This window comes from Pseudomonas sp. UC 17F4 (assembly GCF_900101695.1).
Classification (GTDB): Bacteria; Pseudomonadota; Gammaproteobacteria; order Pseudomonadales; family Pseudomonadaceae; genus Aquipseudomonas.
Window position 1 is genome coordinate 4,752,224 of sequence record NZ_FNKV01000001.1, and the last position, 23,906, is coordinate 4,776,129.

Genomic DNA, 23,906 nt, shown 5'->3' on the forward strand with positions numbered 1-23,906 from the left:
TACCTGCCTCATCCCACCACAGGACCTCGCCATGACCCGCCCTGCCTACCTTGACCGCTTCATCCGCTCCTCCCTGGACATCCAGCTGCTGCGCTGGAGCCTGATCCTGATTTTCTTCGGCTTTGGCTATGCCAAGTGGTTCGATTACGAAGCCCAGGCCCTGATCCCGCTGATCGACAACAGCCCGTTGCTGTCCTGGCTGCACCTGGCCTTTGGCATCCACGGCGCCAGCTATGCGCTGGGCGTGGCGGAATGGGCGATTGGCGCGGCGTTGCTGGCCGGCATCTGGCAACCACGGCTGGCGGTGATCGGCGCCCTGGGCTCGGTGCTCACCTACGCCACCACCCTGACCCTGATCGTTACCACTCCGGGCGGCTGGGAGAACAGTGCTGGCGGGTTCCCGGCCATGGGCGGGGCGACGTCCTTCCTGATCAAGGACGCCGTGCTGCTGGCCGCTTCAGTCGCCTTGCTCAAGCACGACCTGCAGCGCAACAGCCCCACCCCGGCCTGAAGCCCTACAGCGCTTCCAGTTCAGCCATCAGGTCACTGAGACGGTCGACCTTGTCATCGCTCAGCTCACTGGCCTTCAGGCTCTGGACATAGGTTGCCAGCTCCTCGACCGTGCTGCACTCGAACATCGCCCGCAGCGGCACGTTCAGTTGCAGCACCTTTTGCACCCGCGAGGCGATCTGGGTGGCCAGCAGCGAATGCCCGCCCAACTCGAAGAAGTTGTCGCGCACCCCGACCCGCTCGGCCTTGAGCACCTCGGCCCAGATCCCGGCCAGGGTGCTCTCCAGTTCGCTGCGCGGCGCCAGGTAGGCCTGGCTGTGCTGGGCGCCGATGTCGATGGCCGGCAAGGCCTTGCGGTCGAGCTTGCCGTTGGCATTGAGCGGCAGTTGCTGGAGCCAGGCCCAGTGCAGCGGCACCATGTACTCCGGCAACTCGGCACGCAGGCGCTGCTTGACTTGCTCCAGCAGCACGCTGGTATCGACACCCGCAGTGCTGGCCACCAGATAGCCGACCAGGTGCTTGCCATTGACCCCGTCCTGCACGCCGACCGCCGCATCGCGAATCGCGCTTTGCTCATGCAGGCGCGCTTCGATCTCGCCCAGCTCGATGCGGTAGCCGCGGATCTTCACCTGATGGTCGATACGGCCGACGTATTCGAGCACGCCGTCAGGCCGCCGGCGCGCCAGGTCGCCGCTGCGATACAGGCGCTCGCCCGGTGCGCCGAACGGGTGCGGGATGAAGGCTTGCGCAGTGCGCAGCGGGTCGCCGACATAACCACGGCCGACACCGGTACCGGCCACACACAACTCACCGACGGCGCCCAGCGGCACCAGTTGCTGATCGTCGCCTATCAGGTACAGGCGGTTGTTGTCGGTCGGCGTACCGATTGGCAGGTAACTGCCACGGGTCGAGGCAGCATCGACGCGGAAGAACGCCACGTCATCGGAACACTCGGCCGGGCCATAGGCATTGACCAGGCCGATGTGCGGGTAGCGCTGCAGCCACTGCCAAGCCAGCTCCGGCGGCATCGCTTCGCCCGTCGGCAGCATCCAGCGCAAGCCATCGAGCTGTTGCTGCTCGCTGGCGAGCATGCCCTGGATCAGCGACGGCACGCTTTCCAGTACGGTAATGCCGGTAGCCTGCACGTGTTCCAGCAACCCTTGCGGGTCGTGGGCAATGGCGTTCGGCACGATGGCTACCTGGGCCCCGAACAGCGGTGCGGCGAGGAACTGCCAGACCGAGATATCGAAACTTTGCGAGGCGGTCTGGGCAATCACATCCTGCTCGTCCAGTTGCAGGTACGGCACCTTGCTCAACTGGTTGTTGAGCATGCCGCGCTGCTCGACCATCACCCCCTTGGGCAGGCCGGTGGAGCCTGAGGTATAGATCACATAGGCAAGGTTGTCCGGCCCGCTGTAGATACCTGGATTAGCATCCGGCCCGACGACTGCCTGGACCTGCTCCCAGACCAGCAACTTCGGCCGCCCGGCACAGCTGAGCTCATCAAGCAGAGCACGGCCCTGCTCGGCACAGGCTGCGCTGCACACCAGCACCGGGGTACGACTGAGTTCGATGATCCGCTGCAGGCGTGCACCCGGCAGGCCAGGGTCCAGCGGCAGGTAACCGGCGCCGGCCTTGAAGCTGCCGACGATCATGCCCAGCAGCGGCAGGTCGCGTTCAGCCAGCAGCGCCACTGGCTGATCGATTGCCACGCCGGCGGCCACCAGCGCATGGCCCAGGCGGTTGGCCTGGCGGTTGAGCTCGAGGTAACTCAGCGAGTGTTCCAGGCAGCGCGCAGCAGTGCGTTGTGGATGCGCGGCAACCCGCGCCTCAAACAGTTCGACGTAGCTTTGCTCAAGGCTGTAGGCCTGCTCGCTGCGGTTGCAGTCGTCGAGCAAGAAGCTGCGCTCGGCTTCACCGAGTAATGGCAACTCGCTGACCTCGCCCTGGAAGCCGTCGGCCAGGGCCAGCAGCAGGCGCTTGAATTCGGCCAGCAAGCGCTCGACCGTGGCAGTGTCGAAGTAGCGCTGGTCGAACGACAAATGCAGGCCCAGGTCATCGCCCGGGTAGCAGACCGCGGTCAACGGGAAGTTGGTGTGGGTGCGCCCGGAATCGGAGCTGGCGTTGAGGCTTTGCGCGCGATCGAGTACGGCAACCTCCACCGGCGCGTTCTCGAACACGAACAGGCTGTCAAACAGCGGCTGGCCCTTGGGCAGTTCGCTGCATTCCTGGATGCTCACCAGCGGCAGGTACTCGTACTCGCGCAGTTCCATGTTGCGTTCCAGCAGGCCTTGCAGCCACTGGCGCACGCTGCAGCGCTCGCCCGCGGCCGGCAGTTTTACCCGCAGGGCGATACTGTTGATGAACAGCCCGACCGTACGCTGCATCTGCGGCATGCTCACCGGCCGGCCCGCCACGGTGACGCCGAAAACCACGTCGCGCTCGCCGCTGTAGCGGCTCAGCACCAGCGCCCAGGCGGCTTGGGCAAAGGTGTTGATGGTCAGCTGATGAGCCTGGGCCAGCTCGCGCAAGCGGGCGCCATCGGTGGCATCGAGGCGCGTGTAGCAATCGCCGACTACCATTCCGGCATTTTCCACCGCATGGTCACGCAGCAATGGCCGGTCGCTGGGCACCGCGGTGCTGCGCTCGAAACCTTCGAGGTTGTTGCGCCACCACTGGCGCGCCTCGTCCAGGTTCTGGTGCTGCAGCCAGCTGATGTAGTCGCGGTAGCGCGGCGGCACCGGCAGTTGCGCCTGACGGCCCTCGCCCAGGGCCAGGTAGATCTCGAAGAAGTCATTCATCAGCAGCGAACGGCACCAGGCATCGATGAGGATGTGGTGGTTGCTCATCATGAACCAGTAGCGGTCCTCGCCCACCCGCACCAGGCGCAGGTGGAACGGCGCCTGCTGAAGCAGGTCGAAACCGGCCTCGCGCTCGTGCTTGTGCAATGCCTGCAGGCGCGCTTCCTGTTCAGCTTCAGGGATACCCGACCAGTCTTGATAGTCGACCGCCGTCGCCCCCGGTTTGTGAATGATCTGTAGCATGGCCTCGCCGGCGTTCCAGCAGAACGAGGCGCGCAAGGCTTCGTGACGGCCAACCACCGCTTGCCAGGCCTGGGCAAAGCGCTGCGGGTCCAGCGCGCTGTTGATCCGGTAGCGGTCCTGCATGTAGTAGATGCCGGTGCCCGGCTCCAGCAGAGTATGCAGCAGCAGGCCCTCCTGCATCGGCGTCAGCGGATAGACGTCGTCGATTTGTGCAGCGGCGACCGGCAAGGCATCGATCTGCTCCTGGCTCAATTGCGCCAGCGGGAAGTCCGATGGCGTGAAGCTGCCAGTGCCCGGCGCCAGGCAATGCTCGATCAGGGCAATCAGTTCGAGCCGGTAGGCTTCGACCAGGGTTTCGATGGTTTCCTGGTCATAGCGCTCACGGCTGAAGGTCCAGCGCAACTGCAACTCACCACCGTACACCTGGCCATCGACGCTCAGCCAGTTGGGCAGCGGCGCCTCCAGCGCATGGGCAAGCCCGACGCTTTCATCCACCGGCTGGTACAGCGCGCCGGCCTGGAACTGCTGGTCGAACTGGCCCAGGTAATTGAAGGTGATCCGCGCCTGGGGCAACGCGGCCATGGCTTCGCGCACCGGCGCATCGGCCAGGTAGCGCAGCACACCGTAGCCCAGGCCCTTGTGCGGCACCGTGCGCAATTGCTCCTTGATGGCCTTGATCGAAGCGCCCTGCCCAGCCGCCTCTTCGACGTTATGCGGGCTCAGGCTCAGCGGATAGGCACTGGTGAACCAGCCGACGCTGCGGGTCAGGTCCATGTCTTCGAACAGGTTCTCCCGACCATGGCCTTCCAGTTGCACCAACACCGAGCTGTCGCCGCTCCAGCGGCACAGCACGCGAGCCAGGGCGGTCAGCAGCAGGTCGTTGACCTGGGTGTGATAAGCAGCGGGCGCTTCCTGCAGCAATTGCCGGGTATGGGTCGCGTCCAACTGTACGCTGAGGGTCTGCGCCTGCTGGTGCAGGTTCGCCCCCTGCGGGTGATCGCAGGGCAGTTCGCGGCTGGCGCGGCTCAGTTGCGCTTGCCACCAGCTTTGCTCGTCACGCAGCGAGTCGCTGCCGGCATAAGCCAGCAGGCGCGCCGCCCAGTCGCTCATGGCGCGGGTCTTGGCCGCCAGCGGCTGACCGCGGTACAGCGCTTGCAGGTCTTCCAGCAACACCCGCCACGACACACCATCGACCACCAGATGATGGATCGCCAGCAACAGCCGCTGGCGGCCCTCGCCGTCTTCGACCAGCAAGGCGCGCAGCAGCGGCCCGTCTGCCAGGTCGAGGCTGCGCTGGACATCGCTGTACAGCGCCTGGCAGTCGCCCAGGTCGGCTACCGAGGCCTGCCAGAGCAACTCGCGCTGGTCGGCCTGGGCGTACTCGCCGTGCCACTGGCCGCCTGCCTGGGTGAAGCGCAGGCGCAAGGCATCATGCTGCTGCAGCAACTGCTGCAAGGCCTGCTCCAGGGGCTTGCCGTGCAAACGCTCGGCGGGTGCCAGCAATACCGCCTGGTTCCAGTGCTGAGGGTGCGGCACATCGCTGTCGAAGAACCAGTGCTGGATCGGCGTCAACGCCGCGCGGCCGCTCAGCGGGCCCTGATCAATCTGGCTGGTTTCGCTGCGGCTGACCACGGTCGCCAGGGTCTGGATGGTCTGGTGCTGGAACAGATCGCGCGGGGTGAAATGCAGCCCCGCCTGACGCCCACGGCTGACCACCTGGATCGACAGGATCGAGTCACCGCCCAGTTCGAAGAAGTTGTCCTGCAGGCCGACCTGCTGAACGTTCAGTACCTCGCGCCAGATCGTCGCCAGTTGCTGCTCCAGCTCGCTGCGCGGCGCTTCATAACGTTGGCGGCCCTGCTCCAGGTCCGGCGCCGGCAAGGCGCGGCGGTCGAGCTTGCCATTGCCCATCAGCGGCAGCTGTTCAAGCAGTACCAGGTGAGTCGGCACCATGTAGTCCGGCAGCTGCAGGCGCAGCTGCGCCTTCAGTGCATCACGCAGCGCGGCCTGTTCGGTGGCATCCGCCAGGGCCTGGTCGCAGACAAGATAGCCCGCCAGTTGTTTGCCCCCGGGCATGTCCAGGGCCAGCACCACAGCCTCGCGCACCGCCGGGTGTTCAAGCAGGCGGGTTTCGATCTCACCCAGCTCGATACGAAAGCCGCGAATCTTCACCTGATGGTCGATTCGACCGACATACTCCACCAGCCCGTCAGCACCCTGGCGCACCAGGTCGCCGGTACGGTACAGGCGCCCGCCATTGGCGCTGAACGGATCGGCAACAAAACGCTCGGCGCTCAAGCCCGGGCGCTCGTGGTAACCCTGGGCCAGGCCGGCGCCACCGACGTACAGCTCGCCAATGCCGCCTTGCGGCAACAGGGCCAGGTCGGCATCGAGGATGTACGCGGTGCGCGCACCGACCACGCTGCCGATCGGCACGCTAGCGGCGCCGGCTTCCAGTTGCGCGGGGGCCAGGCACGCCAGGGGCATGACCACGGTTTCGGTCGGGCCATAGGCGTTGAAAAACTGCTGCGGGGTAAAGGCCTGGCGAATGCGCTGCAGGTGCTCGCCGGTCAGTGCTTCACCGCCGGTGATCACCAGGCGCACCGGCAGCGCTTCGTTGCGGCTGGCCAGCCATTGCGCCAGCTGGCTGCCGTAACTTGGGGTAAAGCCAAGGATCGATACCTGCTGCTCGCGGATCAGCTTACAGATTTCTTCCGCGCCCCACTGCCCCTGGGCACGCAGCACTACCCGCGCGCCACAGAGCAGCGGCACCAGCAGGCGCTCACTGGCCGCGTCGAAATTGATCGAATAAAAATGCAGCTCACAATCGTCGCTGCGCATGCCGAAGCGCTCGATCACCGCCTGGCAGTGCATGGCGATTTCACCATGGCTGACCACCACGCCTTTGGGCTTGCCGGTGGAGCCGGAGGTGTAGATCAGGTAGGCCTGATGGGCCGGCAGGGTCAGCGACGGCAAGGCTTCGCGGCTATACGCGGCAAGGCCGTCACGGTCGTCTTCCAGGCACCAGCGGCCGACCTTGGCCGGCAACTCGCCGAGGGCTTCGAACAGTACCCGCTGGCCCAGCAACAGGGCGATGCCGCTGTCCTCGATCATGTAGTGCAGGCGCTCCAGCGGGTACTCAGGGTCGAGCGGCACATAGGCGCCGCCGGCCTTGAGGATTGCCAGCAAGCCCACCACCAGTTCCAGCGAACGCTCCAGGGCCAGGCCGACACGCACCTGCGGGCCGACGCCGCGCTCGCGCAGCACCCGGGCCAACTGGTTAGCGCGAGCATCGAGCTCGGCATAGCTCAGGTGCTGACCGGCAAAGGTCAGGGCCAGGGCCTCGGGCTGGCGCGCAGCTTGTTCGCTGAACAGCTGCTCAAGGGTCTGATCCAGCGCCAGGCTGTTGTCACCCTTGAGCGAGTCGCACAACGCCTGTTGCTCGACCGCCGCCAGCAACGGCAACTCGCCCAGGCGCTGCTCGGGATCACCCAGCAGCGCCACCAGCAGGTTCTGCCAGTGGCCGGCCATTTGTGCGATGCGTGGTTCGTCGAACAGGTCGCGGCTGTAAGTCAGGCAGCAACCCAGGCGGCGGTCGAGGTCGGTGACTTCCAGGTTGAGGTCGAACTTGGTCGCACGGGCGTCGTTGACCAGGTACTCGACCTGCATGCCGGCAAGCTCGCGGCTTTGCTGGAACTCCCAGCGCTGGACGTTGCACATCACCTGGAACAGCGGGTTGTAGGCACTGCTGCGGGGCGGCTGCAGGGCCTCGACCAATTGATCGAAAGGCAGGTCCTGATGGGACTGGCCATCGATCACGGTCTGGCGTACCTGCTCGATCAGCTCGCTAACGCGCATCTGCCCGTCGAGCTGGCAACGCAGCACCTGGGTGTTGAGGAAGGCGCCGATCAGGCCTTCGCTTTCCGGACGAATGCGGTTGGCCACCGGCGCGCCGATGCGCAGGTCGCGCTGGCCGCTGTAGCGGTACAGCAGCGCCGCCAGGGTGGCGGTCATGGTCATGAACAGGGTCAGACCGCGCTCGGCATTGAAGGCACGCACCCGCGCCGCCAGCTCCGGGCTCAGGTCGAAACGATAGAGCTCGCCACGGTGGCTTTGCACCGCCGGACGCGGGCGGTCGGCAGGCAGTTCCAGCACCGGGTGCTCATCGCCCAGCTTGGCCTGCCAGTAGTCGAGCTGGCGCTGACGCTCGCCGCTCTCCAGCCACTGGCGCTGCCATACGCTGTAGTCCAGGTACTGCACCGGCAAGGGCTGCAGCGGCGATTCGCGCTCGTCGACAAAGGCCTCGTACAGCTCGCCCAGCTCGCGGGCAAAGATGTCCATGGCCCAGCCTTCGGTGACGATGTGGTGCAACGTCAGGACGAAGTAGTGCTCACGCTCGCCGGCCTTGACCAGGCAGGCGCGCAGCAGCGGCCCGCGCTCCAGGTCAAACGGCTGGTGCGCCTGCTCATCGGCAAAGGCCTGCAGGCGTTGCTGGCGATCCACCACGCCATAACTGGAAAAATCCAGCCAGCTCATCTGCAGGTTGCTGTCTTCGGCCACGCACTGGTACGGCACGCCGTCGATGCTCGGGAAGGTGGTGCGCAGGGTTTCGTGGCGCACGATCAGTGCCTGCAACGCCTGCTCGAAGCGGCTGACATCCAGCACCCCGCTCAGGCGCGCCATGCCGCCGACGTTATAGGCCGGGCTGTCGGGTTCCATCTGCCAGAGGAACCACATACGCTGCTGGGAGTAGGACAGCGGCACCGCCTGGCGACGGTCGATGCGCTGGATTTCGCCCTGCAGGTTGCGCGCGCCACTGTGCTGGATCGCCTCAACCGCAGCGGCAAAGGCCCCCAGTTCGCTGGCCTCGAACAGCGTGCGCAGCGGCAACTCGACGTTGCAGGCCTGGCGGGTACGGGAAATGATCTGGGTGGCCAGCAACGAGTGGCCACCGAGGGCGAAGAAGTCATCCTGCAGGCCAACCCGCGGGATGCCCAGCACCTCGCGCCAGATCGCGGCGATCTGCTGCTGCAGGGCACTGCCCGGCTCGATGTGTTCACGCGATTGCCATTGCGGCTCGGGCAAGGCCTTGCGCTCGATCTTGCCGCTCGGGCCCAGCGGCATCTGCGCCAGGTGAACCAGTTGCGCCGGGACCATATAGGCAGGCAATTGCTCGGCCAGGGCGGCCAGCATCTGCCCGCTCGCGTCGATACCGCTGTAGTAGCCGACCAGTTGCGGGCCGGCAGGGGTGTCGCGAATCATCACCAGCGCCTGCTCGACGCCGGGCTGCTTAAGCAGGCAAGCCTCGACCTCTTCGGGCTCGACCCGAAAACCGCGCAGCTTGACCTGCTGATCAAGGCGGCCCAGGTACTCCAGCGCCCCCAGGTCAGCCAGCCAGCGCGCCCGGTCACCACTGCGGTACAGGCGCTGGCCGTCGCCATCGGGCTGCGGCACGAAACGTTCGGCGGTCAGTCCCGCGCGTCCCAGGTAACCCCGGGCCAGACCGACGCCGCCCAGGTACAGTTCACCCGGCACGCCGGGCGAGGTAAGTTCGAGTTCATCGTCGAGCACCCTACACAGTACGTTAGCCAGCGGCCGGCCGATCGGCGAACGCGTACCGTCGGCAGCGCTGCACGGCCAGTGGGTAACGTTGATGGCGGTTTCGGTCGGGCCGTAACGGTTGTGCAGGGCCACCTGCGGCAATACCTGCAGCACCCGCTCACGCAGGCTGGCCGACAGCGCCTCACCGCCAGAGAACAACCGGCGCAGGCTGCTGCACTGTGCCGCCAACGGCTCCTGGACAAACACCTGGAGCAAGGCCGGGACGAAGTGCAAGGTGGTCACGCCATGCTCGCGCACCAGCTCGGCGATACGCTGCGGGTCACGGTGCTCGCCGGGGCCGGCCAGCACCAGTTGGCAACCGTTGACCAGCGGCCAGAAGCATTCCCACACCGACACGTCGAAGCTGATCGGCGCCTTCTGCATCAGCACGTCGCTGTCATTGAGTTGATAGCTGTCCTGCATCCACTGCAGGCGCTCGGCAAGTGCCGCGTGGGTATTGCCGACGCCCTTGGGCTGGCCGGTGGAGCCGGAGGTGTAGATCACATAGGCAAGGTTGTCGCCGTGCAGGTGCAGGCCCGGTGGCTGGCACGGCCAGCTGTCGAGCTTGAGGCGGTCCATGGCGATGGCGCTGACATCTGCGGGCAGGCTCAGGCGCTCGAGCACGTCGCTGTGGCTCAGCAGCAGGCTGGCACCACTGTCGGCGAGCATGTAGGCCAGGCGTTCTGCAGGGTAATCGACATCCAGCGGCACATAGCCCCCCCCGGCCTTGAGGATGGCCAGCAGGCCGATCAGCAGTTGCGGCGAACGCTCGGCGGCGATAGCCACGCACACATCCGGGCCAACGCCCTTGTCGCGCAGGTAATGGGCCAGGCGGTTGGCCTGCTGATGCAGGCTGGCGTAATCGAGGCTGCCGCCTTGCCACACCAGGGCGGTGCGTTCCGGAGTCTGGCGGGCTTGTTCGTTGAGCTGCTCAACTAACCACTGTTGTGCCGGTGCCGCCGGCGCCTGGCCCCAGGCGAGCAATTGCGCACGGCCATCGGCGTCCAGCAGTTGCAGCGCACCGATGGCGACCTGCGGTTGCGCGCAGACTTGCTCCAGCAAGCCGACCAGTTGGGCGCTGATGCGCGCCACGGTCGCGGCATCGAACAGCTCGTCGGCATAGTCGAACGACAGGCTCAGGCGGCCCTGATGGTCTTCTTCACTGTGCAGTTGCAGGTCGAACTTGGCCTCGCGGCTGTGCCACGGCAGCTCATCGGCCAGCAGCCCGGGAAGCCGACGCAGGGCGCTGAGGTCACGCTGCTGGTGGTTGAACATGACCTGGAACAGGCCCTGCTCGCGCGTTTGCGGGAAGGCTTCGAGCAGTTGCTCGAACGGCAGGTCCTGATGCGCCTGGGCCTCCAGGCTGCGCTCGCGCACCTGGGCCAACAGCTGGTTGAACGGCAGGCGTGAGTCAAGCTCGGCGCGCAGCACCTGGGTGTTGATGAAAAAGCCCACCAGGCCCTGGGTTTCCAGGCGCGGGCGGTTGGCGTTGGGCACCCCGACACGGATGTCGGTCTGCCCGCTGTAGCGGTGCAGCAGGCTCTGAAAGCCGGCCAGCAACACCATGAACAGCGTTGCGTCATGATCACGGGCCAGGCTGCGCAAGGCTTCGGCCAGGGTCGGCTGCAGGCGCACGCTCAGGCGCGCGGCGGCGTTGCTTTGGCGATTGGCGCGCGGGTGGTCGGTGGCCAGGTCCAGCACCGCGTGCTGCTCACCAAGCCGTTCCTTCCAGTACGCCAGTTGCCGGGCACTTTCACCCTCGGCAAGCCACTGGCGCTGCCAACTGCCGTAGTCGGCGTAGCCCAGGCTCAAGGCCGGCAGCCGGGCCTGCTGGCCCTGGCAATGGGCGGCGTACAGGCGCGAGAACTCATCAATGAGGATATTCATCGACCAACCATCGGCGATGATGTGGTGCAGGGTCACCCACAGCTGATGGTCTTCGCTGTCCAGCCGCACCAGGGTCACGCGCAGCAGCGGGCCCTGTTGCAGGTTGAAGGGCTGCATGGCTTCGGCTTCGCGCTGCGCCAATACGTCCTGGCTGCTGGCGGCAGACAGGTCCAGGCGCTGCAGGTTGAACACCTGGCTCGGCAGGATGCGCTGCAAGGCCTGGCCGTCTTCCTCGGCAAACACCGTGCGCAAGGCTTCGTGCCGCGCGACCAGGGCCTGGAAGCTGGCCTGCAGCGCCGCTTCGTCCAGCTCGCCGCGCAGGCGCAGAGCGCCGGGAATGTTGTACGCCGCACTGTGCGGCTGCAGTTGCCAGGTCAGCCACAGGCGGTTTTGTGCCAGCGACTGCGGCAGCGCCTGGGCGCGGTCGAGACGGCTGATGGCGCCACGGGCGACACCGCCATCGTGTTGCAACGCCGCCACTGCCGCGCTGAAGCCGGCCAGGGTCGGCGCTTCGAACAGCACCCGCACACCCAGTTCAATGCCCAACTCATCGGCCAGGTGCGCGCAGGCCTGGGTAGCGGCGATGGAGTTGCCGCCAAGCAGGAAGAAGTGATCGTCTGCGGCGATCTGCTCAAGGCCCAACAATTGGCCCCACAGGCGGGCAACCCGGGCTTGCATACTGGTCGCCGCAACCGCCTGATCAGCCACCGCTGCTGCTTGCGGGTCGGGGAAACGCGCGTAGCAATCGAGACTGCCATCGTCCATGCGCAAGCGGCAGGCCGAGCGCTGCAGCTTGCCGCTGGAGGTCTTCGGCAAGGCGCCAGGGTTGAGCAGCAGGACCACCGCCGGCGCCTGCTGGCAGGCATCGGCGATCACCTGGCGCAGGGTCTTGATCAGGCTCGCAGGGGTGATGATTTTCTGTACGTTGCGGCTGACCTCGACGGCCACGCCGATGCCCTCCTCGCCGCAGTCATCGACCGCGAACACCGCCACCCGGCCTTTGCGCAGCACCTCGACTTCACGCTCCAGGGTCTTTTCCAGGTCCTGCGGGTAGAGGTTGTGGCCGCGTACGATCAGCAAGTCCTTGAGCCGACCGGTGACGAACAGCTCGCCATCGCGCAAGAAGCCCAGGTCACCGGTGCGCAACCAGGTCCGCCCGCCCTGCTCGACAAAGGTGCGCGCCGAGGCTTCGGGGTTGCGCCAGTAGCCCTTGGCGATGCTCGGGCCGGTGGCCCAGATTTCACCGACCTGGTTGTCGGCCAGCGGTGCCAGCGCGTGTGGCTCGACGATCTGCACCGCATGCAGCGGCTGGCTGCGCCCGCAACTCATCTGCACCGTGCCCCGGCCCGCTTCGGCGCTGTTGCGCGCCAGCGCCTGGCGATCAAGCTCCAGTGCGCCAATACCTTGGCCGCGGGTGCTGCCGCTGACGAACAGCGTGGCTTCGGCCAGGCCGTAGCTGGCAAAAAAATTCTCCGGCACAAAGCCGCAAGCGGCGAACTTGTCGGCGAAGGCCTGCAGGCTGTCCTGGCGGATCGGCTCGGAGCCGGAATAGGCCACCCGCCATTTACTCAGGTCGAGGCTGGCCATTGCCGCGGCGCTGACCCGTTCGCTGCACAAGCGATAGGCAAAGTCCGGCCCGCCGCTGATGGTGCCGCCGTGATCGCTGATCGCCTGCAGCCAGCGCTGCGGCCGGGCAAGAAAATACGCCGGGGCCATCAATACGCAGGGCACGCCACTGAAGATCGGTTGCAGCAGGCCGCCGATCAGGCCCATGTCGTGGTACAGCGGCAGCCAGCTGACGATCACGTCATCAGGGTTCACATCGATGCCGAAGCCCTCGCGGATCAGCACTTCGTTGGCTACCAGGTTGCCATGGCTGACCTGCACGCCCTTGGGCAATGCGGTGGAGCCGGAGGTGTACTGCAAAAAGGCGATGTCGTCGCCCTGCAGGGGCGGCGCCTGCCAGCCTGCGGCCAGTTCAGCGGCCAGGCTGTCGACTGCCAGCAGTTGTGGCGCGCCGGGCCCGGCCAACACTTCGAGAGCCTGCAGGCTGTCGTGCAGGGCGCTGGTGGTCAGCAGCAGGCGCGGCTCGGCATCGTCGATGATCGACAGCAGGCGCTCCTGGTGGTGACGACGCGATGACTCTGGCGGATAGGCCGGTACGGCGATCACCCCGGCATACAGGCAAGCAAAGAACGCTGCGACGTAATCCGGGCCACTGGGGAACAGCAGGATGGCGCGGTCCCCCACCTCGGTGCGTGCCTGCAAAGCCGCGGCGATGGTCCGCGCCCGCTGATCGAGGTCGTGATAGGAAAGCACGGCTTGATCACGCGGGTCTTCGGCCAGAAAGCGCAAGGCAACCCGGTCGGGTGTGCGCGCAGCACGTTGAACCAGCGCCTGGACCAGCGTAACCGGGAGTTCGAAGGCGTCCGTCATGAGGGGTTCCTGCCAGAGTCTGTACGTGAAATCAGGTCTCGGCCAGCGCAGGGCGGGCACACTGGCACCGCGTTGCGCCTTGCTGGAGCCGAGGATGTACAGAGAGGAACGGATGGCCGGAGGAAATAATTAAGACGTGCGCAGCCGGTCGGGCCGGGTGAAAAAATCTGGAGTTTGAAGCCGGTCACAAAGTAAAAGCTTAGAACCAAAAAGCATAGAGACTTATTAACTTTCGCATTTGACAATAATTATCATTACGAATAGTTTGTCGCACGTCGTAGGAAGCCTCCGAAACTGGAGCGCTCCACTTCCCTCTTAGAGATAAGGTGATTTCCATGGCGGAACAACTATCCACAAGTAAGTGCGATTCACCGTTACTCCAGGCGTTTGTCGACAACCGCAGCATCCTCGTGAAGATTGCCGCGCGCATTACCGGCTGTCGCTCCCGGGCCGAAGACGTGGTCCAGGATGCCTTCTTCCGGCTCAGCGCAGCGCCGCAGATCACCTCCTCGTTCAAGGCCCAGCTCAGCTACCTGTTCCAGATAGTGCGCAACCTGGCCATCGACCACTACCGCAAGCAGGCCATGGAGCTCAAATACTCCGGCAGCGAAGAGGAAGGCCTGAACGTCGTTATCCAGGGGGCTTCGCCAGAAGCCACGCATATCAACTTCGCCACCCTGGAACACATTGCCGAGGCGCTCAACGACCTGCCCCAGCGCACCCGCTACGCCTTCGAAATGTACCGCCTGCACGGCGTGCCACAAAAAGACATCGCTAAGGAACTGGGCGTCTCGCCGACCTTGGTCAACTTCATGATTCGCGATGCCCTGGTACATTGTCGGAAAGTCTCAAGCCAGAGGGCTTGAGAGCGACAAGCTGCAAGCTTCAGGCGGCAAGTGGGTAGTGATGCCGCTTGCCGCGCTTGAGGGTCAAAGCAACCTGCAACCTTCGAAGAACCGCTCCCGCCCCAGAATCATCAATGCCGCACGCTTGTGCGGAAAGTCGAACTCCTTCTCGCAATGAAAACACTGCTCGTGCATGTAGCCGATCATCTTGCCGTTGTCGGCACGTGGCTCGGCCACTACTCGCTGGGTGCGCGGATCGTCCAGGAACAGGTAATGGACCAGCGCTGACAACCAGCTGGCGACCTTGTGCGGGCCACGATGCTGCTCCTCCCCCACCAGCATGTGGATGCCGCGATCGTAGTCGTCCACCGCATAGAATGGCGCGATGCGGTCTTCCTTGGCCCAGTAGGCTTCGAAGTAGGCGAACGGCTGGTCGTCGAAGCTACCGATCAGGGTCAGGCTGTGCGGATCGGCTTCGAGCTTGCTCAGGTAGTCACGGTGCTGTTCGAGGCTGCCCCCCTCCTGCCAGAAGTTGAGCACCCGCGGGTTGTTCTGCCAGCGGTTGAAACGCTCCAGGTCCTGATCGATTTCCAGGGTACGTAACGAGATCCAAGCGCCGAGCCGGGCATCGAAGCGCCGATACACTTCGCCACGCGGTTTTGGTGCGCGGCGGGGATGGCGCTTGCCGTCACTGAGCTGCATCTGCTGCGGGTACACGCCTGCGAAGGGCTGGCCGAGCCAGGGTTGTGGCAATTGCCAGAACAGGCTGCGTTCGCACAGGTACTGGCCCGGGCTCGGTGTGCTGACCAGCAAGCCGCTGTTCAGGGCGTCCTGCGGCGCTTCATGCAGCTGCCAGGTCAGGCGCTGACAACCAGGGTCGCGTGCAAACAACCAGTAACAGACAGCCCACAGGGCTTGCTGCGCGCGGTCGCGCGCGTAGTCTTCAAGCTGCACCTGCAAGGTCTCGCCCCGCTGCAGGCGCACCCGCACCAACGGGCTGCCTTCAAGTACCAGGCTCAGGTGGCAATCACCTTCATCGGCGCTGAGGCTGCGCCAGCGCGGCAAGGACAAAGTCGGCGAAGCGGAATCGAATGGCATGATCGAGGCTCACGGAAGGAATGATCGGCTCACCCTTGTGAACGTAGCCTGTGCAGGCAAATTTAGTCGCCCTTGGGCGTGCTGACGCTGATGCGATAGGGCTGGAAGATTTTCAGCATCGCGCCGTTGTCGCGCAGCGACTGCAACAACCTGGCAAACGCCGGAGCGCTGATCGGCGCACCCGGACGCAGCAGTGCGTAGTGATGGTAGACCTGGTCGACCCGGTCGGAGGCCAATAGCTGGTCGGCGCTTTGCGGGTTACGTACGAGAAAATCGCTCAGGTAAGAACGGGTCACCAGGGCGATATCGGCGCGGCCACGCTGAACCATCAGCAGGTTGCTGTCATGGGAATAGGTCAGGGTCGCGTTGTAGGTGTCGGCCAGGTACTTGGGGTCGGGATTGAAACTGGCGAAGGCGTAGTGATAGCCGCTGTACAACGCCAGGCGCTTGCCCTTGAGGTCGTTGAAGTAGTGCTGATCGCGGCCGGACTGGCGATGGGTGACGAAGACTTCGGCGTCTTCCAGGCCCATGTCGACACTTTCATGGGGGATCTGCTGCCAGCCCCATTCAGGGTTCTCGAAGATCGCCATGTCGGTGCGCCCCTGCTGGAAGTCGCCAAAACGACGCGGGATCGAGGTCGGCACAAGGACGAAGCGATAACGTTGCTGGGTGTTGTTGAGCGCCTCGATCAATTGCGGCAACAGGCCGGTATCGGCGCCCTGCTCGGGCCGTACGGTATAGGGTGGAAAATGCGCTGCGCCGACCTTGACCTCGATTTCCTCTGCTGCCCAGGCTGAGGGCGACAGCCAGGTCGCGGCAAGCATGAACAGCAAGGGCACGGCCTGTGGCATGGGCGTCGAACTCAAAGCAACACACTCTTTGCGGATTTGAACCGGAATCCGCCTAAGCTAGGCGTTTTCCGGGCGTTGCACAACTGTCGGTTATGCCAAGCGCAGCAGGCAAAACGCCAGGGGATACCCGCCGCGCCCGAGTTTGGCTACGCTCTATCGAGTCTTGTATGGGAGCCTACTATGGGCCATTGGCTGGTGATCGACCTTGAAGCAACCACAGACGATGGCGGCTGGCCGGTCACGGATATGGAAATCATCGAAATCGGCGCGACCCTGGTGGATCGCCAGGGCCGTGAAGTCGGGCATTTCCAGCGTTTCGTGCGCCCGCGCCGGCGTCCGCAACTGACGCCGTTCTGCCGTGAACTGACGCACATCAGCCAGGCCAACGTCGACACTGCGGCCACCTTCACCGAGGTCTGGGCGCAGTTCGAGCGCTGGCTCGGCCATCATGCCAAGCACCTGGAGGGCTGGGTCAGCTGGGGCGATTACGACCGCAAGCAACTGCTGCAGGAGTGGCAGCAGTACCAGCTCGCCAGCCTGCTGCAGACCCTGCCGCACATCAACCTCAAGCAACGCTTCGCCAAGGCCCGCCAGTTGCAGCGCCCGCTGGGCCTCAATGGCGCGTTGCAACTGGCCGGCCTGCAGTTCAGCGGACAGCAGCACCGCGCCCTGGAAGACGCGCGCAACACTGCCCGCCTGCTGCCCCTGACCCTGCCGGCCAATGGCACCTGAAAGCGGATGACGACGCTGCGGGCCTTGGGCATACTGGCCTGCCTTTTTAGCCCCTGTTCAGGAGTCGCCCATGTTTAAAGTCAACGAGTACTTTGATGGCACGGTCAAGTCGATCGCCTTCGGCACCGCTGAAGGTCCGGCCACGGTTGGCGTAATGGCCCCGGGCGAATACGAGTTCGGCACTGCCCAGCGCGAAATCATGCACGTGGTCTCGGGCGCGTTGACGGTCAAACTGCCAGACAGCGACAACTGGGAAACTTTCAGCGCGGGCAGCCAGTTCAATGTCCCGGCCAACAGCAAGTTCCAGCTCAAGGTGGCGGTTGATACGGCTTACCTGTGCGAGTATCGCGGTTAAGCCGCTGTAGGAGCGGGCTTGCCCCGCGATCAGCGAGTGGCCACACCGCCGTAATCGCGGACAAGCCCGCTCCTACCATCAGTGCAAAAAACCTGTGATCCTCTGCGCCGCCGTCGCCAGATGATCGGCATGGCTGAACCCCGAAGCCTTCAGCGGCTTCAGGTCATGATCCCCCGCCTGCAGCCAGCACAGCTCGATCGCTGACGACAGCGCATAACCTTCCACCGTCTGCCGGTTGCCCAGGGCATCGCGCTCGCCCTGAACAATCAGGGTCGGTGTCTGCAATCCGGCCAAATGCGCCACCCGTGGTTTTTCTGGCTTGCCCGCGGCATAGAACGGATAGCCCAGGCACACCAGCGCATCAGCGCCCAACTCATCGGCCACGAGACTGGCCATGCGCCCGCCCATGGACTTGCCACCGATCGCCAGCGTCCCAGTGACCAATGGTCGCACCTGGCTGTACACCTCACGCCAGCATTCGAGCAGTTTGGCCTGGGGATTTGGCGGCCTTTTGCCACCATCGATGCGTCGCTGGGCCATGTAGGGAAACTCGAAGCGCAGCACCCCCAGCCCTTGCTCCGCCAGCCTTTGCGCGATTTCCTCCATGAACCCGCTGTCCATCGGCGCACCCGCGCCATGGGCCAGGATCAGGCACCCCGAATGCTGGCCATCCCCCTGATTTTGCGGGGCATTCCACAGCCAGCCGCGGCTTTTGACCAGCCGCGCCCATTGATCCCCGTCAATACCGGCCAGTTGCCCATTACTCATGCTTGCCTCGCTGTTTAGTCTGCCTATAACCGTGGATGGGAACCCATACATGAACACAACCAGCAGTACCGCCTACAACTACAAGGTGGTCCGCCAATTCGCCATTATGACGGTGGTGTGGGGAATCGTCGGGATGGGGCTCGGCGTTTTTCTCGCCGCGCAACTCGTCTGGCCTTCGCTCAACTTCGACCTCCCCTGGACCAGCTTCGGCCGCCTGCGACCCTTGCACACCAACGCGGTGATCTTCGCCTTCGGTGGTTGCGCACTGTTCGCCGCTTCCTACTACTCGGTCCAGCGTACCTGCCAGACCACCCTGTTCTCGCCACGCCTGGCGGCTTTCACCTTCTGGGCCTGGCAATTGGTGATCCTGCTGGCTGCCATCAGCCTGCCGCTGGGTTATACCAGCTCCAAGGAGTACGCCGAACTGGAATGGCCGATCGACATCCTGATCACCATTGTCTGGGTGGCCTACGCCGTGGTGTTCTTCGGCACCCTGATGAAGCGCACCACCAAGCACATTTATGTGGGTAACTGGTTCTTCGGTGCGTTCATCATCACCGTGGCAATTCTGCACATCGTCAACAACCTGGAAATTCCGGTCAGCCTGACCAAGTCCTACTCGCTGTACGGTGGCGCCACCGACGCCATGGTCCAGTGGTGGTACGGCCACAACGCCGTAGGCTTCTTCCTGACCGCAGGCTTCCTGGGCATGATGTATTACTTCGTGCCGAAACAGGCCGAGCGTCCGGTGTATTCCTATCGCCTGTCGATCGTGCACTTCTGGGCGCTGATCACCCTGTACATCTGGGCAGGTCCCCACCACCTGCACTACACCGCCCTGCCCGACTGGGCGCAGTCGCTGGGCATGATCATGTCGCTGATCCTCCTGGCGCCAAGCTGGGGCGGCATGATCAACGGCATGATGACCCTCTCGGGTGCCTGGCATAAGCTGCGCAGCGACCCGATCCTGCGTTTCCTCGTGGTATCGCTGGCGTTCTACGGCATGTCGACCTTCGAAGGCCCGATGATGGCGATCAAGACCGTCAACGCCCTGTCGCACTACACCGACTGGACCATCGGCCACGTACACGCCGGCGCCCTTGGCTGGGTTGCGATGATCTCGATCGGCGCCCTGTACCACATGATCCCGAAAGTGTTTGGCCGCGAGCAGATGTACAGCCTCGGCCTGATCAACGCGCACTTCTGGCTGGCGACCATCGGCACCGTGCTCTACATCGCCTCGATGTGGGTCAACGGCATCGCCCAGGGCCTGATGTGGCGCGCAGTCAACGAAGACGGCACGCTGACCTACTCCTTCGTCGAAACCCTGGTGGCCAGCCACCCAGGCTTCATCGTGCGCTTCGTCGGCGGGGCGATCTTCCTCACCGGCATGTTGCTGATGGCCTACAACACCTGGCGCACCGTACGTGCCCCGGTGGCCGCGACCGCCCCTGCCGCTGCGCAGCTGGCCTGAGGAGACCCTGATGAAACACGAAGTAATCGAGAAGAACGTCTTCCTGCTGGTGCTGTTGATGGTGTTTGCCGTCAGCATCGGCGGCCTGACCCAGATCGTTCCGCTGTTCTTCCAGGACGTCACCAACAAGCCGGTGGAAGGCATGAAGCCCTATACCGCGCTGCAACTGGAAGGCCGCGACATCTACATCCGTGAAGGCTGCGTGCAGTGCCACTCGCAGATGATCCGTCCGTTCCGCGCCGAAACCGAACGCTACGGCCACTACTCGGTCGCCGGTGAAAGCGTCTGGGACCACCCGTTCCTCTGGGGTTCCAAGCGCACCGGCCCGGACCTGGCCCGCGTCGGTGGCCGCTACTCCGACGACTGGCACCGTGCGCACCTGTACAACCCGCGCAACGTCGTGCCCGAGTCGAAGATGCCGGCCTACCCATGGCTGGTCGCCAACCCGGTCGACAGCAGCCACACCGAGACCAAGTTGAGCACCATGCGCACCCTCGGCGTGCCGTACACCGATGCCGACATCAGCGGCGCGGTGGAATCGCTCAAGGGCAAGACCGAAATGGACGCGCTGGTTGCCTACCTGCAGGTGCTCGGCACCGCGATCAAGAACAAGAGGTAAGGGCCATGGACTTCACACTGGATATCGGCCAATTGCGCGGCCTGGGCACCCTGCTGGTGGCCATCGCCTTCATTGGCCTGTCGCTGTGGGTGTTCAACGGCCGGCGTGACCGTGAATTCGCCGAAGCCAGCCTGCTGCCGTTTGCCGACGACCGCCTGGCACCTGCCGCCAACGAACCCGAACCGAGGAGTAACGGGCAATGACCACCTTCTGGAGTACGTACATCTGCGTACTGACCATCGGTAGCCTGATCGGCCTGACCTGGCTGCTGCTGGGCACCCGCAAGGGCGAAACCAAAGGCACCACCGACCAGACCATGGGCCACAGCTTCGACGGCATCGAGGAGTACGACAACCCGCTGCCCAAGTGGTGGTTCTGGCTGTTCGTCGCCACCCTGGTGTTTTCGGTCGGCTACCTGATCCTCTATCCAGGCCTGGGCAACTGGAAAGGCATCCTGCCGGGCTATGAGGACGGCTGGACGCAGACCAACGAATGGCAAAAGGAAATGAACAAGGCCGACGCCAAGTTCGGACCGATCTTCGCCAAGTTCGCCGCCATGCCGGTGGAAGAAGTGGCCAAGGATCCGCAGGCGCTGAAAATGGGCGGCCGTCTGTTCGCCTCCAACTGCGCTGTTTGCCACGGTTCTGACGCCAAGGGTGCCTACGGCTTCCCTAACCTCACCGACAAGGACTGGCGCTGGGGTGGCGAGCCGGAAACCATCAAGGCCTCCATCATGGGCGGCCGTCACGGGGTAATGCCGGCCTGGGCCGACGTGATTGGCGAACAAGGCGTTGCCGACGTTGCCGCCTTCGTGCTGACCAACCTCGATGGCCGCAGCCTGCCGCAGGAAGCCAAGGCGGATCCGGCCAACGGCGAGAAGCTGTTTGCCGCCAACTGCGTGGCCTGCCACGGCCCTGAAGGCAAAGGCACCCCGGCCATGGGCGCACCGGACCTGACCCACCCGACCGCGTTCATCTACGGCTCAAGCTTCGCCCAACTGCAGCAGACCATCCGCTACGGCCGCCAGGGCCAGATGCCTGCCCAGGAAGCGATCCAGGGCAACGACAAGGTCCACTTGCTGGCCGCCTATGTCTACAGCCTGTCCCAGGAGCAACCTGCACAAGGCGAAAGCCTGTCTGCCAAGTAAAACGATTGAGTAACTGAGCCTTGACTCAAACCGCCGCATCGGCACCCGATGCGGCGGTTCCCTTCGCCCCTTGCGACCAAGTGTCGCACCCCGCCCTACCCCCGCCTTGCACCCCCCTCGATCACAACTAAGCTTGTTGCCACAGCGACTGAAACAGCCGGTGTGTTTGCACCTTTTTGGGGCATTTTTCGCCAGCGGTTCTGCGCAAAGGCTGATGGGGCCGACTCAAGCGCCGATCGGCGAGTGATGAACGGTACTGCGCACGCGCTCATCGAAAGCCTTTGCCATAGACGAAAAATCAAATTTTGGTACACATATCAGATAATTAATTGTGTACAATTTGCCCGCCACAAAGGCTCGAAACCGCCGTGGAACAGGCTTTGGCAAGGATCGGCGCGGGCGCCATCGCGTTGCAATAACCACACGGTTTATACATACTTGCGCCGATTTTTACCCTATAAAAACACCCAAACCGTGGAACCTTAGAATGAGCACAGCAATCAGTCCGACTGCTTATAACTATAAGGTCGTCCGCCAGTTCGCCATCATGACGGTGGTCTGGGGGATCCTTGGCATGGGGCTTGGTGTCTTCATCGCCTCGCAACTGGTCTGGCCCCAGCTGAACCTGGACCTGCCGTGGACGAGCTTCGGACGCCTTCGCCCATTGCACACCAACCTGGTGATCTTCGCCTTCGGTGGTTGTGCACTGTTTGCCACTTCCTACTATGTCGTGCAGCGAACCTGCCAGACGCGACTGATTTCCGACAGCCTCGCGGCCTTCACCTTCTGGGGTTGGCAAGCGGTCATCGTCGGTGCGCTCATTACCTTGCCGCTGGGCTACACCACGACCAAGGAATACGCCGAGCTGGAATGGCCGATCGCCATTTTGCTGGCCATTGTCTGGGTTACCTACGGCGTGGTGTTCTTCGGCACCATCGTCAAGCGCAAGACCAAGCACATCTATGTCGGTAACTGGTTCTACGGCGCCTTCATCGTGGTTACCGCGATGCTGCACATCGTCAACCACGCCTCGTTGCCGGTCAGCCTGTTCAAGTCCTACTCCGCGTATTCGGGTGCCACCGATGCGATGATCCAGTGGTGGTACGGCCACAACGCCGTAGGTTTCTTCCTGACCACGGGCTTTCTCGGCATGATGTACTACTTCGTGCCGAAACAGGCCGAGCGCCCGATCTACTCCTATCGCCTGTCGATCGTGCATTTCTGGGCGCTGATCACCCTGTACATCTGGGCAGGTCCCCACCACCTGCACTACACCGCCCTGCCGGACTGGGCGCAGTCGCTGGGCATGGCCATGTCGATCATCCTCCTGGCGCCAAGCTGGGGCGGCATGATCAACGGCATGATGACCCTCTCGGGCGCCTGGCATAAGCTGCGTACCGACCCGATCCTGCGCTTCCTCGTGGTTTCGCTGGCGTTCTACGGCATGTCGACCTTCGAAGGTCCGATGATGGCGATCAAGACCGTCAACTCGCTGTCGCACTACACCGACTGGACCGTCGGCCACGTACACGCCGGTGCCCTTGGCTGGGTAGCGATGATTTCGATCGGCGCCCTGTACCACATGATTCCGAAGGTTTACGGCCGCGAGCAGATGCACAGCACCGGCCTGATCAACGCGCACTTCTGGCTGGCGACCATCGGTACCGTGCTATACATCTCCTCGATGTGGGTCAACGGCATCACCCAGGGCCTGATGTGGCGTGCAATCAACGACGACGGCACCCTCACCTACTCCTTCGTCGAAGCCCTGCAGGCCAGCCACCCGGGCTTTATCGTCCGTGCCCTGGGCGGTGCGTTCTTCGCCTCCGGCATGCTGCTGATGGCGTACAACGTTTTCCGTACCGTGCGCGCCTCGAAGCCGGCCGAAGCTGAAGCCGCCGCTCAGATCGCTGTAGTTGGAGCTCACTGATGAAGCATGAAGTAGTCGAGAAGAATATCGGCCTGCTGGCCTTCTTCATGGTCATCGCCGTGAGCATCGGCGGCCTGACCCAGATCGTCCCGCTGTTCTTCCAGGACGTCACCAACAAGCCGGTCGAGGGTATGAAGCCGCGTACCGCGCTTGAGCTCGAAGGCCGCGACATCTATATCCGCGAAGGCTGCGTGCAGTGCCACTCGCAGATGATCCGGCCGTTCCGTGCCGAAACCGAACGCTATGGCCACTACTCGGTCGCCGGTGAAAGCGTCTGGGACCACCCATTCCTCTGGGGTTCCAAGCGTACCGGCCCGGACCTGGCCCGCGTCGGCGGTCGTTACTCCGACGACTGGCACCGTGCTCACCTGTACAACCCGCGCAACGTCGTGCCCGAGTCGAAGATGCCGGCCTACCCATGGTTGGTGGAGAACAAGCTCGATGGCAAGGACACGGTGAAGAAGATGGAAGTCCTGCGCACCCTCGGCACGCCGTACACCGATGAAGACATCGCCGGTGCCCGCGACGCGGTCAAGGGCAAGACTGAAATGGACGCCCTGGTTGCCTACCTGCAAGGCCTGGGCACCATCATCAAAAGCAAACGGTGAC

Annotated in this window: 14 protein-coding genes; 10 read left to right on the forward strand and 4 right to left on the reverse strand. The window is 64.0% G+C overall.

The window, feature by feature from the left end; translation table 11 throughout:
* Positions 1-31 precede the first annotated feature (31 nt).
* Positions 32-511 carry a YkgB family protein gene (locus BLR26_RS21620; protein WP_045200489.1) on the forward strand — a complete coding sequence of 160 codons (480 nt, stop codon included), beginning with the start codon at positions 32-34 and terminating at the stop codon, positions 509-511.
* Between the two features lie 4 nt (positions 512-515).
* Here the strand turns inward: BLR26_RS21620 and BLR26_RS21625 are convergent, their stop codons facing one another.
* Complete coding sequence (locus BLR26_RS21625; RefSeq protein ID WP_093385402.1) at positions 516-13,478, reverse strand: non-ribosomal peptide synthetase; 12,963 nt, start codon at positions 13,476-13,478, stop codon at positions 516-518.
* Positions 13,479-13,813: 335 nt separating this feature from the next.
* On the opposite strand from BLR26_RS21625, the gene BLR26_RS21630 reads away from it, so the two are divergent.
* Positions 13,814-14,344, forward strand: a complete 531-nt coding sequence (locus BLR26_RS21630; RefSeq protein ID WP_093385407.1) for an RNA polymerase factor sigma-70 — start codon at positions 13,814-13,816, stop codon at positions 14,342-14,344.
* Positions 14,345-14,407: 63 nt separating this feature from the next.
* Here the strand turns inward: BLR26_RS21630 and BLR26_RS21635 are convergent, their stop codons facing one another.
* Together BLR26_RS21635 and BLR26_RS21640 are read right to left on the reverse strand one after the other, a co-directional pair.
* Positions 14,408-15,421, reverse strand: a complete 1,014-nt coding sequence (locus BLR26_RS21635) for a GNAT family N-acetyltransferase (RefSeq protein ID WP_045200484.1) — start codon at positions 15,419-15,421, stop codon at positions 14,408-14,410.
* 62 nt (positions 15,422-15,483) lie between these two features.
* Positions 15,484-16,245, reverse strand: a complete 762-nt coding sequence (locus BLR26_RS21640; RefSeq protein ID WP_045200574.1) for a substrate-binding periplasmic protein — start codon at positions 16,243-16,245, stop codon at positions 15,484-15,486.
* Between the two features lie 207 nt (positions 16,246-16,452).
* On the opposite strand from BLR26_RS21640, the gene BLR26_RS21645 reads away from it, so the two are divergent.
* Positions 16,453-17,004 (forward strand): 3'-5' exonuclease, encoded by a 552-nt coding sequence (locus tag BLR26_RS21645; RefSeq protein WP_045200482.1) that lies wholly within the window; start codon positions 16,453-16,455, stop codon positions 17,002-17,004.
* A gap of 70 nt (positions 17,005-17,074) precedes the next feature.
* Positions 17,075-17,359 (forward strand): pyrimidine/purine nucleoside phosphorylase, encoded by a 285-nt coding sequence (locus BLR26_RS21650; protein WP_010225980.1) that lies wholly within the window; start codon positions 17,075-17,077, stop codon positions 17,357-17,359.
* Between the two features lie 78 nt (positions 17,360-17,437).
* On the opposite strand, the gene BLR26_RS21655 is transcribed toward BLR26_RS21650, so the two are convergent.
* The gene (locus BLR26_RS21655) at positions 17,438-18,127 is read right to left on the reverse strand and encodes an alpha/beta family hydrolase (RefSeq protein ID WP_093385412.1); all 690 of its coding nucleotides are present in this window, start codon (positions 18,125-18,127) and stop codon (positions 17,438-17,440) included.
* A gap of 49 nt (positions 18,128-18,176) precedes the next feature.
* Between BLR26_RS21655 and ccoN (BLR26_RS21660) the strand changes: the two genes are divergently transcribed.
* From ccoN (BLR26_RS21660) to ccoO (BLR26_RS21685), 6 genes are all read left to right on the forward strand, one after another.
* Positions 18,177-19,601, forward strand: coding sequence for a cytochrome-c oxidase, cbb3-type subunit I (ccoN, locus tag BLR26_RS21660; protein WP_038996264.1), 1,425 nt, complete (start codon positions 18,177-18,179; stop codon positions 19,599-19,601).
* A gap of 10 nt (positions 19,602-19,611) precedes the next feature.
* Positions 19,612-20,220 carry a cytochrome-c oxidase, cbb3-type subunit II gene (ccoO, locus tag BLR26_RS21665; protein ID WP_038996265.1) on the forward strand — a complete coding sequence of 203 codons (609 nt, stop codon included), beginning with the start codon at positions 19,612-19,614 and terminating at the stop codon, positions 20,218-20,220.
* Between the two features lie 5 nt (positions 20,221-20,225).
* Positions 20,226-20,423: a cbb3-type cytochrome oxidase subunit 3 gene (locus BLR26_RS21670; protein WP_010225988.1), complete on the forward strand. Its 198-nt coding sequence runs from the start codon at positions 20,226-20,228 to the stop codon at positions 20,421-20,423.
* Entirely contained in the window at positions 20,420-21,367 is a 948-nt protein-coding gene (gene ccoP, locus BLR26_RS21675; protein WP_093385416.1) for a cytochrome-c oxidase, cbb3-type subunit III, read from the forward strand. Before BLR26_RS21670 ends, ccoP begins: the two co-directional genes overlap by 4 nt.
* Positions 21,368-21,854: 487 nt before the next feature.
* Positions 21,855-23,297 (forward strand): cytochrome-c oxidase, cbb3-type subunit I, encoded by a 1,443-nt coding sequence (ccoN, locus tag BLR26_RS21680; RefSeq protein ID WP_038993873.1) that lies wholly within the window; start codon positions 21,855-21,857, stop codon positions 23,295-23,297.
* The gene (ccoO, locus tag BLR26_RS21685; protein ID WP_036994387.1) at positions 23,297-23,905 is read left to right on the forward strand and encodes a cytochrome-c oxidase, cbb3-type subunit II; all 609 of its coding nucleotides are present in this window, start codon (positions 23,297-23,299) and stop codon (positions 23,903-23,905) included. Before ccoN (BLR26_RS21680) ends, ccoO (BLR26_RS21685) begins: the two co-directional genes overlap by 1 nt.
* Position 23,906 lies beyond the last annotated feature (1 nt).

Coding starts and splice junctions, on each gene's coding strand:
- BLR26_RS21645 (WP_045200482.1), top strand. CDS start 16,453: ATGGGCCATTGGCTGGTGATCGACCTTGAAGCAACCACAGACGATGGC.
- BLR26_RS21670 (WP_010225988.1), top strand. CDS start 20,226: ATGGACTTCACACTGGATATCGGCCAATTGCGCGGCCTGGGCACCCTG.
- BLR26_RS21630 (WP_093385407.1), top strand. CDS start 13,814: ATGGCGGAACAACTATCCACAAGTAAGTGCGATTCACCGTTACTCCAG.
- BLR26_RS21625 (WP_093385402.1), bottom strand. CDS start 13,478: ATGACGGACGCCTTCGAACTCCCGGTTACGCTGGTCCAGGCGCTGGTT.
- BLR26_RS21655 (WP_093385412.1), bottom strand. CDS start 18,127: ATGAGTAATGGGCAACTGGCCGGTATTGACGGGGATCAATGGGCGCGG.
- ccoO (WP_038996265.1), top strand. CDS start 19,612: ATGAAACACGAAGTAATCGAGAAGAACGTCTTCCTGCTGGTGCTGTTG.
- BLR26_RS21620 (WP_045200489.1), top strand. CDS start 32: ATGACCCGCCCTGCCTACCTTGACCGCTTCATCCGCTCCTCCCTGGAC.
- ccoN (WP_038993873.1), top strand. CDS start 21,855: ATGAGCACAGCAATCAGTCCGACTGCTTATAACTATAAGGTCGTCCGC.
- ccoP (WP_093385416.1), top strand. CDS start 20,420: ATGACCACCTTCTGGAGTACGTACATCTGCGTACTGACCATCGGTAGC.
- ccoO (WP_036994387.1), top strand. CDS start 23,297: ATGAAGCATGAAGTAGTCGAGAAGAATATCGGCCTGCTGGCCTTCTTC.
- BLR26_RS21635 (WP_045200484.1), bottom strand. CDS start 15,421: ATGCCATTCGATTCCGCTTCGCCGACTTTGTCCTTGCCGCGCTGGCGC.
- ccoN (WP_038996264.1), top strand. CDS start 18,177: ATGAACACAACCAGCAGTACCGCCTACAACTACAAGGTGGTCCGCCAA.
- BLR26_RS21640 (WP_045200574.1), bottom strand. CDS start 16,245: ATGCTTGCCGCGACCTGGCTGTCGCCCTCAGCCTGGGCAGCAGAGGAA.
- BLR26_RS21650 (WP_010225980.1), top strand. CDS start 17,075: ATGTTTAAAGTCAACGAGTACTTTGATGGCACGGTCAAGTCGATCGCC.